The sequence below is a fragment of the Bacillus sp. Xin1 genome, from assembly GCF_013314535.1.
GTDB lineage: Bacteria > Bacillota > Bacilli > Bacillales > Bacillaceae_G > Bacillus_A.
Window position 1 is genome coordinate 46,396 of record NZ_JABUAE010000013.1, and the last position, 16,835, is coordinate 63,230.

Below are 16,835 nucleotides of genomic sequence, written 5' to 3' on the forward strand. Positions count from 1 at the left end.
CCCCTCCTATTTTGAAAATTGTTTTATGACATTCATCAATTCTTGAATAGACTCATCTCCATCCCCTTCATGAATCGCCTTTGCTACACAATGCTTTGTATGACGTTCTAACAAAGAAAAACCTACCTTATTTAAAGCTGCATTAATTGCTGAAATTTGAATTAAAATATCAACACAGTACCGATTATCTTCCACCATTTTTTGAACACCGCGAACTTGCCCTTCAATACGCTTTAAACGTTTTATTACATTTTGAATTTCCTCTTCTGTACGAGGAACCATTTTTGGATTGATTTCATTATCTTCACAATGACCCATTCATATCACCTCAGTTATTATAATTATCGATCTTTATATACATTATACGGGTAAGGGGTATAAAATGCAACTGATTACAAATCCATTTTTAATTTTTTCAAATATAAAATACTGTAGCCATACTACATTTTTTTCGTAATGCTAATCTCTTTTATCGTTAAGCTTTCGAAATTATGCAGATACTTTACAGATATAAATAGGCATAAGTATTCTATACTCACTCATATGATGAAGTGAACAAAAGGACAGGGAGGTATTACTATATTCACTTATACATTAATCACCTTAACACTTTGTTTTATCTTGGTTCTTTGTACTTCTTATATTTCTAAATCCAAAGGTACCCTAATGGAGTATATGGTATTTATTATGTCTTTTAGTATGAGCATAGGATTAAGTATTGGATTCTATTTTGGCATTCTCATCAAACGTGACCCCTTCAACAACTGGACTATTCTTCTCATGATGTTCACGGTTATGACAATCTTGACATAAGAATTCTAGATTACTAAAGCTTAGTGTTATCTCTGGATCATTAATATTCTCAGGCGTTATGTATTCCTTATGATGAATTATCTTTCCTGTACCTTGGCACCTCTCACATAATCTATGCCTTAGTTTGAAGTATGAATCTCTGCACTTCTTCCAAGCTAATAACTTATAGAAATGTTTTGCATATTCTTTTGCCATCCAACCATTTCACTCCTTATCAATCTAACTCCTTAACTTCCTTTTCTTTAATGAATTGAATCATAAGTAATAAACAAATTGTCATTCCTATACAATATCCGACGAAGCAACCTAACCAAAAAATCTAATCACTCCCTTCATAAAATAAAAAAACATCCATTACGGATGTTTATATTTTAAATACGGTATATGAAGTTTCATTCTTCTTCCAGCTAACAACCACGACAGACGCTCTTGGTCGACTTATTAGGCCGTCTTCATTGCATCTACCTAGGATGTTGTTAGCTCAAAGAAGAGCAAAAGCTCTCCTATATTAACGGTATCATTCAATCAGTACCATTAAAGCTGGTTACGGATTTCTTAATCATGCTGTCAATATGAAGCCGTTTAGAATTATAAAGGTATTCTTGCGAGAAGTGTTTTCCGCCACTTCTCACAATACAAATATAACATGGTAATTCTAAAACAACCGGTACATTTATGGCCAAAAAGCGGTCACGACTCTGCCACTTATTTTAATTCGCCAATAACCTTTATTTCCCTAGACAAGCCCACTGCAACAGCCATAAAGAATAAATTGGATTTCTATTAAGGTATTATGCTTGATCTGATTGTTGAACATGTAATGGAGGCGGAATAATCCAACCTTTTTTCTTATTTAGACGAAGTAATATAGCTCCAGCTTGTGCTTTTTTCATATGGAATTGACCAAACATCATTCCTACATCTTCTCGAAGAGATTGTCCCATAGCTTGACTACATGCTACTAACCCAGCAGCAAGATCCATAGAAATTTTAGTTGCAATTTCTGCATCATTAATACGAGCACCAGGAGGAATCGTTTCAATAGATGCAACTGGTCTTTCTGGAGGTGCTGGTGGTAATGCAACACCATTTAATTTTAATAATTTTTTTAATTCTTCAACTTCTGATTGGATATCATTTTCTACAAGATTTTCTAAAAATTTCTTCAAATCCTCGTCTCCTGTGTGGTTAATAAGAACTTGATATCCAGCAATTGCACCTTGTGCCGCTGCAAGATAACTCCAAATCCCAAAGACTTCTCCGTAGTGCATTGGTTCATTTTGTGGATTTCCACTTAAAATACCCATTAAAATATTCCTCCTTAAAGAAATTAAACTTTTAACAAAAATACTTACTATAGAAAAAATTTTCCCAATCATGTTCCGGATTAAAGAAAATAAGTTCTTATAACTCATAAGGAACACCTTACCCAAATATAGTAATTACATCTTATAGAATATACTGTTACAAAAAATCTATTCTTATAAATAACACATATATTTCAATTAACATAATCCATTATTATCAGTACTTTTAATAATAGAAATTAAAGATGTTCATCATAATTTCAACTCAAATGCATTTATATATTCTTAAACGAATATTGCCTAAAGGAACTGGAGACATTACTAAATATGAAAGGAGGGAAAACTATGAAGAAAAAATTCTCATCTATTTTAGGTGCTCTATTACTAACTATTATGGTTTTTGGTACAAGTGTCCATGCTGAATACGATGGAAATAATATGGATAGAGTTAACAATAATGATATTACAACTCGAGTTAATGACAATAACATGAATAGAGTTAATAATGATACTAGAACTCGAAATGTGAATACAACAAATGATTTGAATAATGATCGTGATGATAATAATAATTGGGCTTGGCTTGGTTTATTAGGTCTAGTCGGTTTATTCGGTCTTAGAAGAAAAGAAAAAGATCCAGAAACACGTTAATGTAGAAAATTGCATTTAACTTTAAAAGATACTTATTTATCAAAAGAATGCAAAATGAATAAACTATGAATCGCCTTTAATAAGGCGATTTTTTATTTTTTCAAAATCAATAATAATTACATAAAAACGGATACTATTAATCGGAAACAATGAATTTCTTAACTTGATGGTAATGGAGCGGTACGTCCATTTGACGAACTACGCTTCTTTTTTATGCCGTCGCTTCCCTTACCCATATCTTATATTGTGTGTAACTGAGCCTATTGCTGAATCCCTTGATATCATTGAATTTATAAGACTTTCTTTTTCGAGTTACACAGTACGAAATTTATGAGTAACTGTATAAATTAAAAATAAAAAAAGCAATGATTAGATTTTAAACCTAGTCATTGCTTTATCCATTGCATCTTGGTTTACACCTATATATCGAAGTGTTACCTTCTCTGATGAATAATTGAATATCTCCAAAAGTAATGCTACGTTCTTCGTTTGCATGTACATATGATAGCCAAACGTCTTTCTTATCTCATCGCAGATGAATATTTGTATTCGCTGCATGTAAAATCTGAACTAAGTCCTTTGTTTCTTGAGGTGATATGAATGTATCATTTTCTACAGCACCGATAAATACTTTTTTCGGCTTAAATCAGATTATAGTATACCTCCCATAAAGATATAAATAAAACCTACAATGACCATTGTTTTCTTACTTGTACTTCAGCCAAATGTTCAATTGCTTCTTTTGTCATTCCTGCATACGCAATAACATTTGTTTGATAGTTTTTCCCTTGAATATTGACTGTAACAGTTACCGCCATCATTGTTATTCCTCCTTTCATCTATAAAAAAACAATCTTTTCCTATAGAACTGTCCATGAGTAATGAAATAATAATCATTATGATAGTTGAATGAAAAATACTCTCATTTCTATCTTATTCCCTTCAATAAACTTATATTAAATACACAACTTACCTTTTAGAATTAGGTTACCTAACATGAATTTATTATACTTTAATTATTTTCTCGTCAAGAAAAATATTTATCTTTTCATCCTTCATCAATAGCAAGCTCTCATTAAAATCTCCCTACTTCCACTTCATTTAGAGGAGGAGAGCTTCTCAGTTAAAAACTTATCATTAACAAAAAACGTATGCTCATAGGAATACACATACGCTTCAACTTAAAATATTTCATTATCTTACATAAATACAGCAATAGCAAAACATTATATATTTAAAAACTTAATACATACTGGATCAGGCACTACAACATCAGACTGCAAAAGCTTTAATTTTCCAAGAGACTCGTCTCTTGAAAATAGCACAAGATTACTAGTTCTTTCATTTATAACGATAAGGAATTTCTCAGTTGGATCTAATATGAAATCTCGTGGCCAATCACCCTCAGTATATACAGATTCAACAAAAGTAAGTTCCCCTGTGTCTTGATTCACACTGAAAATAGCAACACTATTATGCCCTCTGTTTGCTGCATATACAAAACGACCATCGGAAGATATGTGAATTGCACTACCTTGATTATTTTCTTTAAATTCGTCTGGAATAGTGGAAATATATTGAACTTCTTTAAATTCACCATTTTCGGCATTATATGTTAAAGTGATTACCTGCGAACTCAGCTCTGTCATCGTATAAACGTAGCGTCCATTTGGATGAAATACGAGATGCCTTGGGCCACTCCCAGGCTGAACTGACAATCGATTAACTTCTGTTAAAATTCCTCTACTGACTTTATACGTAATTAATTGATCAATCCCCAAATCCACCGCAACCACGTATTTATAATCAGGCGTAAATCCAGCGTAATGTGTATGTGCCTTCTCTTGTCTCTCTTTATTTGGGCCTGAACCTTTATGCTCTATAATAGATGTCGCCGAATCTAAAGCTCCACTTTCTTTATTTACTATATAAGATTCAATTGTCCCTTTATGATAGTTTGCCGTAACTACCATTTGATTTGTTTTATCAATACCCACATGACATGGTGATGCCCCATCTAATATTTGGCTATTTAATGTTTCAAGACTGTTAGTATGATGGTTAATAGAAAAAGCTGCTACTCCACCTGATTCACCTTTTTTTATGACAGAATATAAAAATTGATTATCTTCGCTAATAGCTAAATATGTAGGATTATTTAATTTAGCTGCTATACTTACTTCTTCAATTGTGGCTGTCTGTGTATCCAATGTAAATTTGTAAATCCCTTCGCTATCCCCTCGCGTATATGTTCCGATATATCCAAGTAATTTACCGTTATTCATTTTTTATATCCTCCTTTGACATAATTTAACCCGCATTAACGAATAGTAAGACCCCTATCGCAACATTCAACAATTGTAAAGATATTCAATAGAAATCGGCTACCTGTAAACGTTCAATGGAGGAGTCTAATCAGCGTTTCACTTTACGACATTCTACCACAAAAATGGAATTGAAACCCCTTTCGCAGAACGAGCAACAACATACAGACACAGAATCCTACACAAATAATTCTTTTCATAAAAAAGCTCCCTTATCAAAACATTAGTTGTAGCCAAAGTCTCGATAAGGGGCTAAATTTTTAACATTTACAATTTTATCCCGCATTAACAGGCAGGTACTTTTTCTTTAATTTTTCCAATCCAAACTATAAACAAAAAGCATTCGGTTCATTTTTTATCCCGCATTAACGGGCAGTAAGACCCCCACCTCAAGATTCAGAGAGAAACGAGGAAGATAGGTGGGGGATCAACTGCCCGTAAAAGCCCGATTGGTGAGGGCTAATAATCAGTGGGGGATGAAGAAAACCCCCACTGATTAAAGTTTCACTTTATGGGATTTTTCTTTTCTCTGACATATTCGAAATATTAAGGTTTGAAACGTAATCAGATTTATAATCTTTATATTTCACTTCTGTTACTCTATCACCGCTGAAGCATGATGTAAATCGTGACAGAGGAACATCCATTCACCTGGATTGTCTGCTACAAAAGAGATTCAGTTACATAACAATACTGTCTTTTATCGTTTCTAAACTTAGTAGATCTTAACATCTAAAACCAAAAAAGCGAAATGTTATTAACATTTCGCTTTTTTGTAACTGCTACCGTAAGATGGTAGGTTGTAACCGATTAGAATCTTTTAAATTTAACAGCAATATTTCAAAAATAAAAAAATAAAGAATTTCCCCCCTTAACCATATTCTTCAAAATTATTTTTTTACGCTTACACTAGCTACATTTCTGTAATAATCTAAAGTAGTACTGTAAGATATACATGTTTATTCTTAAATAAAGTGAAACTTTAATCAGTGGGGGTTTTCTTCATCCCCCACTGATTATTAGCCCTCACCAATCGGGCTTTTACGGGCAGTTGATCCCCCACCTATCTTCCTCGTTTCTCTCTGAATCTTGAGGTGGGGGTCTTACTGCCCGTTAATGCGGGATAAAAAATACTATATAGCCCTTTCCAGAACAGTTATAAAGCAACTACTCTTATGGAAATAATTTCATTTACAGAAGACTGTCGCTTCATGATAAGAAAAAGCTAGTCTTCAAAATTGAAGACTAGCTCTTTTAACTCGCTTTAAATCCGCCACCTAACACGTCACGTACATCGTGAATAACAACGAATGCATTTTCATCTTTTTGACTCACGACTTTCTTTAATTGCATGAGCTCTTGTTTATTAATGACAATATATAATACTTCTTTATTATTTCCTGTGTAACCGCCTTTTCCTTCTAATACTGTTACACCACGTGTCATATTCTTCATAATAGATTCTCTTATCATGTCTGGATAGTTTGAAATAATGGTTACAGCAGTTTTTGTATTCAATCCTTCCACAATAAAGTCAATAACCTTTGCACCGATAAATACCGCTACCAGCGTATACATCGCTTTTTCCTGTCCAATAATGAATACGGAACCTGCAATAACGACGATATCAATAATTAATACACCTTTTCCAACACTCCAACCTAAATATTGATTTGCTAATTGTGCTAGAATGGCAGAGCCGCCTGATGTACCACCTGCCCGGAACATAAATCCTAAACCAACGCCAACGAAAACACCCGCAAATAGAGCAGCTAATAATGTATCATGATTTACCGGAGTCGCTATATCTTCTGTGATATATAAAAAGAAAGATGAAGAGACAATACCAAGTATTGTATACACCATTGTCTTTTTATCAAAAAACTTATATCCAATTGCAAGTAATACTGCATTTATTAACAGGTTTACAGTACCTGGTGACCATTCAAATAAATAATATGTAATAACTGTAAGTCCAATAATGCCACCTTCAGATAATCGATTTGGAATAGCAAAAAAGTTAATTCCAATCGCAAACAATAATGATCCAATTACGACAAGCGCTACTTCTTTTACTCTTTCATTCATTACTCTTTCATTCATTACTCTTTCATTCATTACTCTTTCATTCATTACTTTTCCCCCTATCTACCCCAATGTATATTTCTTCAGCCTACTTTCAGATCAGAGAATCAAGCGAATTCTTTCCATTTCTCTGCATGCTTTTCTATCATTTCAATTAATTTCTTCATTGCAGGAGTTAACCATTTACTTTTATGATATGCCAATTCAGTTGTAACGAAATCTTCGCTATACGTCCATGGTAGTACACTTAACTTGCCTTGCTCGATTTCTTCTTTTACCGTTATAAATGGTAAATAAGATATTCCTAACCCACACATAACAGTTTGTTTAATCGCTTCAATACTCCAGAAATGAATATGAGAACAGTTAATACCCTCTTCTTTAATCCGTCTTTCTAACAAATCTCGATAGCTCCCTGGCTCTGTAAGCAACAACATTTCTCCTTCTAAATCAGCAGGGCTAACGTTCACTTTTTTTGTGAGTGGATGTTTCGGCGGAGCAATAAGCACAATCTTCTCTTGAACAAGAGAATGGGTAACGATATCCGCACCTAGTTGTTCTGGATGTGTAAATAAAGCAAAATCAAATTTCCCTGATTTTAGTTCATTGTGCAATTCTTGACTCTCTGATGGTTGTAAAATGATATGTACTTGTGGATACTTCCTTTTAAATTCATATAAAACAGCAGGTAATCGATAAATCATTAAAGACTCATTCGCTCCAATGCGTATTGTCCCTGAAGATTTTCCATTCATTTGAGATGATTCCAATGCTTCGTTCGATAATTCTAATATTTTATGTGCATAAGAAAGCATATGCTCTCCTACCTCAGTTAAAATTACTTTTTTGCCAAGGCGATCAAATAATGGACTCCCAATCTCTTCTTCTAACGATCGAATATGATTGGTGATTGTCGATTGCGTATACCCAAGTTGTTCTCCAGCCCGTGTAAAGCCACCGCTTTCCGCTACAATAATAAAAGTTTTCAAATGGCGCAGCTCCATACTTACTCCTCCTGTTGTACGATCCTATACCGTCTGGATGTTTTTCTTTTTATAATCATATCTCTATAATAATGCGAAAATGAATATGTAAGCTATACCGTTTTCCATTTACTCAAAAACACAGTCCATCATTTAACAAAACTCCAATAAAAATAATTATTCTCATGCATTTAGTTGGTTTTACTAACTCACATATTTTCACATTAAGCAAGTCTCTGAAGAACATTTATTCTCTACTTTAATCATCCATGAAACAGCTGTTTCTTTACACTCATCTAATCGCTATTATATATTTAGAACACAAATAAATAAAATGAATTATTTTAATAGAAATCATTTATAAAAATGATGGATGAACTTAATATCGTACAGTTAGACACTCTTCTTGAAAAAAGAGTGTCTTTTTCATTTACAACTAACTATTGACATAATCAAAAAGAAATACTACAATTACTATAAATTAGTAAGTAACTAATTTATAATCGAGAACAAGGGGTGAACATAATGAAAAATATATTATTTCGTATTAATGAACTAGCAAAAAAAGAAAGAACGTCCGGGCTAAAAGAAACTGAAAAACAGGAACAACAAATGTTACGACAAAGCTATATGAAAGAATTTCGCGGGAGTTTAGATTCTATTTTATTAAATACAACGATTGTAGATCCTAACGGAGAAAACGTAACTCCGTTTGCTTTACAGCATGCACAAAATCGTATGAACCTTAGAAAATGAAATCTAAAATGGATCTGGGCAAACAATTTCGCAAAATAATAGCAACATAAAAAGAGCCAAAGTTTCTATATTTAGAAATCATGGCTCTTTTTAGCATGTAATCTCGTTATCTCTAATCCAATTACTTCATAATTTAAAACACTCTTACATTCAAGATAAATCTGCGATTGTAAAAGCCCCTGGCAGTAATTGTTCAACCGTTACTTCTTTCTCATCACCTTTTAGGTTTGTTAGTAACACTGGCATCTGAGGTTCACAAAACTCTGCAATGACTTGTCTACAAGCTCCGCATGGAGAAATGGGCCCATCGGTTTTACCTGTTACTACTAAATAACTAAATTCACGTTCCCCTTCTGACACCGCTTTAAATATAGCTGTTCTTTCCGCACAATTACATAAACCGTAAGAAGCGTTTTCTATGTTACAACCGGTATACACTTTACCTTCTTTCGTAACTAACGCTGCACCAACAGGGAATTTAGAATATGGAATATAAGCCTTCTCTAACATCTTTGTCGCTTCTTCAATGTATCTTTTTTTATCCATACTATTTCCTCCTCAAAGTAGATTCCATCCTATTAACTATTAATCAGTAATAATTGTATGAATTAATTTAGGAGTCTCAGCAGTTTCTGATACAGAAATGTTTTCATAAATTTTCGCTTTTACATCTTCTACATTTTCACGATTCGCATAAATCGTAACAAGTGGTTCTCCTTCTTTTACAGTTTCACCAACTTTTTTACGTAACATTAAACCTACCGCTAAATCAATCTCATCTTCTTTTGTCGCACGCCCTGCGCCTAAAAGCATTGCTGCGATACCAATTTCATCTGCCACAATGTTAGATACAACACCTGAAGTTTTTGCTGGTACATCAATGACATATTTCGCTTGTGGTAACTTTTCTGGATTGTCTACAATCGAACTATCCCCACCTTGATTGTGTAAGAACTCTTTAAACTTCTCGATTGCCTTTCCGTTTTTCATCACTTCGATTAACATTTCACGTGCTTCTTCTAATGTATTTGCTTTCTTACCAAGCACGACCATCTGACTTCCTAATACAAGCACCAATTCTGTTAAATCTTCTGGCCCTTCTCCTTTTAACGTATCAATCGCTTCCTTCACTTCAAGCGCATTACCAATCGCAAAACCAAGAGGTTGCGACATATCTGAAATAACAGCCATCGTTTGACGCCCAACATTATTTCCAATTCGCACCATCGCATGTGCTAATTCTTTCGCATCTTCTTCTGTTTTCATAAATGCACCTGCACCTGTTTTAACATCAAGAACAATTGCATCAGCACCAGCTGCAATTTTTTTACTCATAATTGAACTTGCGATTAACGGAATGGAATTCACTGTTCCAGTTACGTCGCGTAATGCATAGATTTTTTTATCAGCAGGTGTTAAATTTCCTGTTTGTCCAATAACTGCAACCTTATCACGATTCACTAATTCAATGAACTGCTCTTTCGTAATTTCAACATGGAAGCCTTCTACTGCTTCTAATTTATCAATCGTACCACCTGTATGTCCTAAACCTCGGCCAGACATTTTTGCAACTGGCACATCTAACGCAGCTACTAATGGTCCTAAAACTAATGTTGTTGTATCCCCAACACCGCCAGTTGAATGTTTATCTACTTTAACTCCTTCAATCTCTGATAAATCAATTGTTTCTCCTGAATTTACCATAGCCATCGTTAAATCAGCACGCTCTCGATCAGACATGTCTTTGAAAAAGATAGCCATTGCCAGTGCACTCACTTGATAATCAGGTATTGACCCATCTGTATATCCTTTAATAAAGAACTCGATCTCCTCTGTTGTTAACTCTTTACCATCACGTTTTTTCGCAATAATATCTACCATTCTCATCTTAATCACCAATCCTTTTATATTCTATGAAACTTTTAATATATTAAACCCACAATCGTTGCTGATAAGAAACTTACTAACGTTGCACCGAAAAGTAATTTCAAACCGAATCTTGCTACTACATTCCCTTGTTTTTCATTTAAGCTCTTAACAGCGCCTGCAATAATTCCAATTGAAGAGAAGTTTGCAAATGAAACAAGGAATACAGATATAATAGCTGTTGTTCTTCCAGAGAAATTAAAGTTCCCTTGTGCTAAATCTGTCATTGCCACAAATTCATTTGATACAAGTTTTGTCGCCATGATGTTGCCTGCGTTAACAGCTTCATGCCAAGGAACTCCCATAATAAATGCAAACGGCGCAAATACATAGCCAAGAATTTCTTGGAATGAGATACCGATTACACCTTTAAACACAGCATTAATGAAAGCAATTAAAGCAACAAAGCCAATTAACATAGCCGCTACTGTAATAGCAACTTTAAAGCCATCAATTATATACTCCCCTAATACTTCGAAAAAGGTCTTTTTCTCTTCCTCTTGTACTTCTAACATATCTTCTTCTTCAGTAACCTCGTATGGGTTAATGATAGAAGCAATAATAAATCCACCAAACAAATTAAGTACTAAAGCGGTTACAACATACTGTGGTTTTAATAAAACCATGTATGATCCGACGATGGACATCGAAACTGTAGACATCGCAGACGCACATAATGTATATAATCTTCTTTCTGATAGTAAACCGAGTTGCTTCTTAACAGAAATAAACACTTCTGATTGTCCTAAAATTGCTGAAGCCACCGCATTATACGATTCAAGTTTCCCCATCCCATTTATTTTACTTAAAGCTAAACCAATCGCTTTTACAATGACTGGCAATACCTTAATGTGCTGCAGGATACCAATTAAAGCTGATATGAAAACAATTGGCATTAGTACCCCTAAAAAGAACGAAAACTCTTTTTGATTTACTAACCCACCAAATACGAAATTAACACCATCACCAGCATATTTTAATAATTGTCCAAAACCATCTGCAATCCCAGCAATTAACACGTTCCCGATGCTTGTATTTAATAGTAAGAAACCTAAAATAAACTGAAGCACAATCATCGTTACAATAGGACGATATTTCACTTTCTTTCTATTATTACTAGCTAGCCATGCAATGCCTAACACAATAATCAATCCTATGATACCGATTACATATTTCATAAAATTCTCCCTCCTTTTCCGTATCCGCTTACATGTTTTTCAATTAGTAAAGCAATAGATACACAATGCTCTATAACATTTTGTGTATCTATTGCTTTCTATTTTTTGTAAATTAGTAGTTATCTGTAGCGCCTTTTTCGTCATTTAATACGATTGCAACACTAGCGCTCGCTCCAACTCTAGAAGCTCCAGCTGCAACCATTTTCTCTGCATCTTCACGTGTACGAACGCCACCAGATGCTTTCACACCAACATCTGGTCCAACTGTTTTACGCATTAATGCGATATCTTCAGCAGTTGCTCCGCCAGTTGAGAATCCAGTTGAAGTTTTTACAAAATCAGCTCCAGCTTTTACAGATAATTCACAAGCGCGAACTTTTTCTTCATCTGTTAATAAACAAGTTTCAATAATAACTTTTACAAGTGCTTTTCCTTTTGCAGCTTGTACAACTTCACGAATATCATTTTCAACGAATTCATTGTCGCCATCTTTTAATGCACCGACATTGATTACCATGTCTACTTCAGTTGCACCTTTTGCAATTACATCTTTTGTTTCAAATACTTTTGTTTCAGTTGTATTTGCACCTAAAGGGAATCCGATAACTGTACAAACATCCACATCGTGTCCTGCTAATTCTTCAGCAGCTAATTTTACCCATGTAGGATTAATACAAACAGAAGCAAAATTGTATTCCTTCGCCTCTTCAATCACTTTCATAACATCTTCTTTTGTAGAATTTGGTTTCAAAACTGTATGATCAATTAACTTTGCAATGTTCATTTTGTTCACTCCTCATATCTTTTAACAACTTCATTCTAACTCCACTTTGAACAAATGTAAACACACTTTTGAAATTATGTTCAACATTTTTTTGAGATAGTGAAATAAGTTTTAAAAATTGACACAAAAAGAGAGCTGTCATATTAACAGCTCCCTCATAAAACACAAAATTCATTCATAAAGTGAAACTTTAATCAGTGGGAGTTTTACTACCCGTTAATGCGGGATAAAAAAATCTATTTCACAAATTTCTTATGCAACCATTATTTCATCATGAAATTTTTATTGAAAAGCGCATATATTGCACAGCCATATACGAAAAGAAGGTTTCTCAAATCTATACTTTTGAGAAACCTTCTTTTCTAATCTCTTTTATAATTTAAAAGCTCCTTTGCAGTATGTTGATCGATAATCAACACATTCGCATATCCCCCGCTTAACGCACCATCTATCGCTTTTACTTTTCTAGAACCCCCAGCCACAAGAACGGAGCGTTTCTTTAAGCGCAACTCCTCTAACTCAATACCAATTGTACGCTGATTAATTTCTTCACTGCAAATATTACCTTCACCATTAAAGAAACGTGAACAAATATCACCGACAGCTTGTTCTTTCAATAAACTCATTTCTTCTTTATCTAAATAACCCAATCGAAACAATAGAGCTTCATCTCGAACAGTTCCAACCGTAAAAATTGCAATATTCGCTTGTTTTCCCATTTCAATAATATGGTGGATATGTCTATCCTGTTCCACTAATTCCTTTGTAACTGCGTTATCAAATATAACTGGAAGTGGTAGGTTTCGTGGTGTTGTTTGAAAGGCATCCGCAAATAAGGCAATCGTTTCATTTGCATACGTATTAACACTTGAATGACTAATGCCTCCTTTTAATTGAACAACCTCTACCCCTTTTACATGCTGCGGCACAATTTTTCTCGCAATCTCATACATAGTTGTTCCCCAGCTCACACCGACGATATCACCATTTGTAACAGTCTTCTCCATATATTCAGCAGCATACTTACTAATATATTCCGTAATAGTCGCATACTCTGGTACCGGAGAAAATACGACATGTGCTTCTAATAAATTATATTTTTCTTTAAGTAAGTTTCCTACATTATCTAAATCAGCAAATGGATCCGCTATATGAATTTGAACAAACCCTTTTTCTTTTGCATATTTTAACAGTCTTGAAATGGTTGGTCTTGAAATATTCAGCTTGTTTGCAATTTCTTGTTGGCTATAATCTGATTGGTAGTATAATCTTGCAACTTCAACGCTTAATTGTTGTTTCTCTTTATCCATAATAACTATTTATGTATCCTTTCTATATTTTCTAACATTACATGCATTGTACTTACAAGCATTATACCGCTTTATTCCTGAAAATTCGACCATCTGAATTAATAGCCAACTTCCCAAGGATAAATCACTTCAAAATGACCGATTTATAGCGTGAAAATTTTCACCAACAAGCTTCTCTTTGTTCTTCTTACTACAACATATACGTTTTCTTTACTCTCTATTTATTTTACTTTTACATCCTCATGTAATTTTTCTGTATAATTCTTGACATCCTGCCAACTATCTCTAGCTGTATTCAGATCTTCTTTAATAAAAGTAAACTCCTCAGGACTGATACCTTTTATATTTTGTAACAAATTATTATACTTAGCACCAATTGTATACCACTGATTTGAAATATTTTGAAGAGAAGTAATAGCTGCATCAATTGTTTCCGTCATATTTATTGTTTTAGTTTTCACATCGGTCAAAATTGCTACCTCTGTCTGCGCCCCGGAAATTCTTGCCTTTAAATTTCCGATTTCTCTCTCTGCGTTTGCAATATCTCTCTTGGCAACAGCAATCATCGGTCCACCGGCAAGACAAGTAATTAACGCCGCACAAAGCACTGACCCTGCAATCAGCATATCATTACTTTTTTTAATTGAATCATTATAAGTATTGATTTGCTGCTCTAAAAGTGGAATTCCAGCATTCGTACTTGCCAAAATTGCTGTTAATTGATTTGAATCATCTTTAAAGCTTTTTGTATCTTCGGCCATTCTATTTCGAAACGTTTTTAGATTTTCTAATAGCTTGTCCACTTCGCTCTGATTAGTCAAAATAATATTGTATAATTTTCCTAAATCAGATTTCAATTTTTCTCTGTCTTTTTGGTCAACAGCTGCTATTAGACTGCTGTAATAAGACTGAAACGTTCCGTTAAATTCCACTATATTTTGATCTGTTTTCATAATTTGAGGTTTTATTTCATCTAGCCAAAAAGATGCATTGACTTTTGCATCTTTTTGATGCTTGAGCATATTCTCTTTTAAATCACCATTTATCGAACTTATCTTACCCAAATCTGTTTCTTGTTGATCCCGAATTGTTTTCGCATACGAATCCATTGCAAATACACTAGATGTTGTTTGCGCCATTACATCTTGGAATCCAGCAGGACCAAGGGAATAGTTCTTCTCACTTTCTTGTAATGAATGCATTTGACTTTTTTGTTCTGCTGCAAGAGGATGAAGTGGTACGATATTACTTGTCGTAACCCCAAGAACCATCATTGACAACACGATTTTCTTATAAAACCTCTTATTCATATCTCCACCTACTTTTTGTATAAAGTGAAACTTTTATTAACTAAAATCTTCTTTATCTCAACGATTCTCACGAATAATGAGATTAAAAATCTCCTGCTCAAAATTGAACAGGAGACCTGCATCACATACTTTATATATCAGAAAAAACTGTCAAGTATCTCTATATAAAGCATTAGTGGTTTATTACGCTTTTGTATCTACTACTTTAATATCCTCAGCATAAATCTTTTCAGCATAATCTTTAATATTTTTCCAGCTATCTTTAGCAATATTTAGATCTTCTTTGATGAAAACAAGATCGTTAGGGCTAATAGATTCAACATTTTGAAGTAAAGAGTCATATTTTTTCCCCATTGTATGCCATTGATTTGAAATGTTTTGCAGTGCAGTAATAGCTATATCAATCGTATTCGTTAAGTACTCAGTTTGATTTTTAATATTCGTTAATCCAGCTACCTGTAATTGAGCTTGTGAAATTTGCCCTGTTATCTTTTGAATTTCTGCCTGTGCATTATCAAGTTCTTTCTTCGCTAAAACAATACCAGCTGTTCCCCCTCCAATTGCTGCTGCACCACCTGCAATGAGCCCAATTCCTAATGGAGTACCTGCACCAGTAGCAATTACAACTGCTCCACCAATAATTGCGATTGGACCTAAAGCTGTTGCAACTGATGATCCAATGATAATTGCGTTATATTTACCAATCGCCTCATTATACGTTGTGATTTGATTTTGCATAAGTGGGATTCCAGCATCTTGACTTGCTAAAATAGACGTTAATTGATTTGCATCACCTTTAAAGTTTTGCGTATCTGCTGTCATTTTATTTCGGAATTTTTTTAGATCTTCCACTAACTTATCTACTTTTTCTTTGTTCTCTGTAATACTAGTAGATAATCTTGTAAGTCCTTTTGTTAGTGTTGCTTTGTCTTTATTATCTACAGCTGTTACTAGAGTATCATAGTAATTTTGGAATTTCGTATTATAATTAATAATATTTTGGTTCGTGGAAATCAATTGTGGTTTAATTGTATCCAACCACTGATTTGCATTTCCTCTAGCAACATCTTGATGATGAACGACTTTTGTTTTTAAAGAATCATCAACAGTCGTTATACCATTAAAATTAACATTAGCTTGTTTAATAATCGTTAACGCATACAGGTCCATTACTAAAGCATTTGAACCTGTTTTTTCCATCGCAGCTCTAAGGCCGTCTGGTCCTAATGAATACTCAGAATATTTATCAGATGCATCTGTTACACTAGCATGAACTGGAATTGGTTTTGTTGTGCTTTCCGCTGCATAAGTATGTGCTGGCAGGATATTACCTGCTGCAACTACTGCCATGATTGCTGATAGAGCCATTACTTTATAAGGTTTTTTTGTCATTTTTTTCTCTCCCTAT

At 33.9% G+C, this 16,835-nt stretch carries 16 protein-coding genes and 2 pseudogenes; 2 read left to right on the top strand and 16 right to left on the bottom strand.

Annotated features, from left to right (window positions below; all coding sequences use genetic code 11):
- Positions 1-6: 6 nt before the first annotated feature.
- From HRG09_RS13780 to HRG09_RS13790, 3 genes are all read right to left on the bottom strand, one after another.
- The gene (locus HRG09_RS13780; RefSeq protein ID WP_174101335.1) at positions 7-318 is read right to left on the bottom strand and encodes a metal-sensing transcriptional repressor; all 312 of its coding nucleotides are present in this window, start codon (positions 316-318) and stop codon (positions 7-9) included.
- 393 nt (positions 319-711) lie between these two features.
- Positions 712-1,008 carry an HNH endonuclease gene (locus HRG09_RS13785; RefSeq protein WP_174101336.1) on the bottom strand — a complete coding sequence of 99 codons (297 nt, stop codon included), beginning with the start codon at positions 1,006-1,008 and terminating at the stop codon, positions 712-714.
- A gap of 596 nt (positions 1,009-1,604) precedes the next feature.
- Entirely contained in the window at positions 1,605-2,120 is a 516-nt protein-coding gene (locus tag HRG09_RS13790; protein WP_174101337.1) for a DUF3231 family protein, read from the bottom strand.
- A gap of 345 nt (positions 2,121-2,465) precedes the next feature.
- On the opposite strand from HRG09_RS13790, the gene HRG09_RS13795 reads away from it, so the two are divergent.
- Positions 2,466-2,771, top strand: a complete 306-nt coding sequence (locus HRG09_RS13795) for a WGxxGxxG family protein (protein WP_174101338.1) — start codon at positions 2,466-2,468, stop codon at positions 2,769-2,771.
- Between the two features lie 369 nt (positions 2,772-3,140).
- On the opposite strand, the pseudogene HRG09_RS28625 reads toward HRG09_RS13795, so the two are convergent.
- The 6 genes and pseudogenes from HRG09_RS28625 to HRG09_RS13820 all read right to left on the bottom strand — a co-directional run.
- Positions 3,141-3,296 (bottom strand): annotated as a pseudogene (locus HRG09_RS28625) (site-specific integrase); the annotation flags it as partial.
- Positions 3,297-3,457: 161 nt separating this feature from the next.
- A complete protein-coding gene (locus HRG09_RS13800) occupies positions 3,458-3,592 on the bottom strand; it encodes a BA3454 family stress response protein (RefSeq protein ID WP_098339462.1) in 135 nt (44 codons plus the stop codon).
- Positions 3,593-3,997: 405 nt separating this feature from the next.
- A complete protein-coding gene (locus HRG09_RS13805) occupies positions 3,998-5,056 on the bottom strand; it encodes a lactonase family protein (protein ID WP_174101339.1) in 1,059 nt (352 codons plus the stop codon).
- A gap of 548 nt (positions 5,057-5,604) precedes the next feature.
- A pseudogene (locus HRG09_RS13810) lies at positions 5,605-5,771 on the bottom strand (multicopper oxidase domain-containing protein); the annotation flags it as partial.
- A 578-nt stretch (positions 5,772-6,349) separates the two neighbouring features.
- Complete coding sequence (locus HRG09_RS13815; RefSeq protein WP_174101393.1) at positions 6,350-7,198, bottom strand: YitT family protein; 849 nt, start codon at positions 7,196-7,198, stop codon at positions 6,350-6,352.
- Positions 7,199-7,287: 89 nt separating this feature from the next.
- A complete protein-coding gene (locus HRG09_RS13820) occupies positions 7,288-8,184 on the bottom strand; it encodes a LysR family transcriptional regulator (protein ID WP_174101340.1) in 897 nt (298 codons plus the stop codon).
- A 504-nt stretch (positions 8,185-8,688) separates the two neighbouring features.
- On the opposite strand from HRG09_RS13820, the gene HRG09_RS13825 reads away from it, so the two are divergent.
- A complete protein-coding gene (locus HRG09_RS13825; protein ID WP_174101341.1) occupies positions 8,689-8,919 on the top strand; it encodes a DUF896 domain-containing protein in 231 nt (76 codons plus the stop codon).
- Between the two features lie 150 nt (positions 8,920-9,069).
- Here the strand turns inward: HRG09_RS13825 and HRG09_RS13830 are convergent, their stop codons facing one another.
- The 7 genes from HRG09_RS13830 to nheB form a co-directional block, all read right to left on the bottom strand.
- Positions 9,070-9,465 carry a cytidine deaminase gene (locus HRG09_RS13830; protein WP_174101342.1) on the bottom strand — a complete coding sequence of 132 codons (396 nt, stop codon included), beginning with the start codon at positions 9,463-9,465 and terminating at the stop codon, positions 9,070-9,072.
- Between the two features lie 39 nt (positions 9,466-9,504).
- Positions 9,505-10,806: a pyrimidine-nucleoside phosphorylase gene (locus HRG09_RS13835; protein WP_174101343.1), complete on the bottom strand. Its 1,302-nt coding sequence runs from the start codon at positions 10,804-10,806 to the stop codon at positions 9,505-9,507.
- Positions 10,807-10,841: 35 nt separating this feature from the next.
- Complete coding sequence (locus HRG09_RS13840; RefSeq protein ID WP_174101344.1) at positions 10,842-12,023, bottom strand: NupC/NupG family nucleoside CNT transporter; 1,182 nt, start codon at positions 12,021-12,023, stop codon at positions 10,842-10,844.
- A gap of 112 nt (positions 12,024-12,135) precedes the next feature.
- On the bottom strand, positions 12,136-12,807 hold the full coding sequence (gene deoC / locus HRG09_RS13845; RefSeq protein ID WP_174101345.1) for a deoxyribose-phosphate aldolase: 672 nt from the start codon (positions 12,805-12,807) through the stop codon (positions 12,136-12,138).
- Positions 12,808-13,169: 362 nt separating this feature from the next.
- On the bottom strand, positions 13,170-14,117 hold the full coding sequence (locus HRG09_RS13850) for a DNA-binding transcriptional repressor DeoR (protein ID WP_174101346.1): 948 nt from the start codon (positions 14,115-14,117) through the stop codon (positions 13,170-13,172).
- A 221-nt stretch (positions 14,118-14,338) separates the two neighbouring features.
- Positions 14,339-15,427 carry a non-hemolytic enterotoxin subunit C gene (nheC, locus tag HRG09_RS13855; RefSeq protein ID WP_174101347.1) on the bottom strand — a complete coding sequence of 363 codons (1,089 nt, stop codon included), beginning with the start codon at positions 15,425-15,427 and terminating at the stop codon, positions 14,339-14,341.
- A 183-nt stretch (positions 15,428-15,610) separates the two neighbouring features.
- On the bottom strand, positions 15,611-16,819 hold the full coding sequence (gene nheB / locus HRG09_RS13860) for a non-hemolytic enterotoxin subunit B (RefSeq protein ID WP_174101348.1): 1,209 nt from the start codon (positions 16,817-16,819) through the stop codon (positions 15,611-15,613).
- Positions 16,820-16,835: the final 16 nt, after the last annotated feature.

Excerpts from the sequence above, each read along its gene's own strand:
- nheC (WP_174101347.1), bottom strand. The coding sequence starts at position 15,427 with ATGAATAAGAGGTTTTATAAGAAAATCGTGTTGTCAATGATGGTTCTT.
- HRG09_RS13825 (WP_174101341.1), top strand. The coding sequence starts at position 8,689 with ATGAAAAATATATTATTTCGTATTAATGAACTAGCAAAAAAAGAAAGA.
- HRG09_RS13820 (WP_174101340.1), bottom strand. The coding sequence starts at position 8,184 with ATGGAGCTGCGCCATTTGAAAACTTTTATTATTGTAGCGGAAAGCGGT.
- HRG09_RS13850 (WP_174101346.1), bottom strand. The coding sequence starts at position 14,117 with ATGGATAAAGAGAAACAACAATTAAGCGTTGAAGTTGCAAGATTATAC.
- HRG09_RS13795 (WP_174101338.1), top strand. The coding sequence starts at position 2,466 with ATGAAGAAAAAATTCTCATCTATTTTAGGTGCTCTATTACTAACTATT.
- HRG09_RS13780 (WP_174101335.1), bottom strand. The coding sequence starts at position 318 with ATGGGTCATTGTGAAGATAATGAAATCAATCCAAAAATGGTTCCTCGT.
- HRG09_RS13830 (WP_174101342.1), bottom strand. The coding sequence starts at position 9,465 with ATGGATAAAAAAAGATACATTGAAGAAGCGACAAAGATGTTAGAGAAG.
- nheB (WP_174101348.1), bottom strand. The coding sequence starts at position 16,819 with ATGACAAAAAAACCTTATAAAGTAATGGCTCTATCAGCAATCATGGCA.
- HRG09_RS13815 (WP_174101393.1), bottom strand. The coding sequence starts at position 7,198 with ATGAATGAAAGAGTAATGAATGAAAGAGTAAAAGAAGTAGCGCTTGTC.
- HRG09_RS13840 (WP_174101344.1), bottom strand. The coding sequence starts at position 12,023 with ATGAAATATGTAATCGGTATCATAGGATTGATTATTGTGTTAGGCATT.
- HRG09_RS13800 (WP_098339462.1), bottom strand. The coding sequence starts at position 3,592 with ATGATGGCGGTAACTGTTACAGTCAATATTCAAGGGAAAAACTATCAA.
- HRG09_RS13835 (WP_174101343.1), bottom strand. The coding sequence starts at position 10,806 with ATGAGAATGGTAGATATTATTGCGAAAAAACGTGATGGTAAAGAGTTA.
- HRG09_RS13805 (WP_174101339.1), bottom strand. The coding sequence starts at position 5,056 with ATGAATAACGGTAAATTACTTGGATATATCGGAACATATACGCGAGGG.
- HRG09_RS13790 (WP_174101337.1), bottom strand. The coding sequence starts at position 2,120 with ATGGGTATTTTAAGTGGAAATCCACAAAATGAACCAATGCACTACGGA.
- deoC (WP_174101345.1), bottom strand. The coding sequence starts at position 12,807 with ATGAACATTGCAAAGTTAATTGATCATACAGTTTTGAAACCAAATTCT.
- HRG09_RS13785 (WP_174101336.1), bottom strand. The coding sequence starts at position 1,008 with ATGGCAAAAGAATATGCAAAACATTTCTATAAGTTATTAGCTTGGAAG.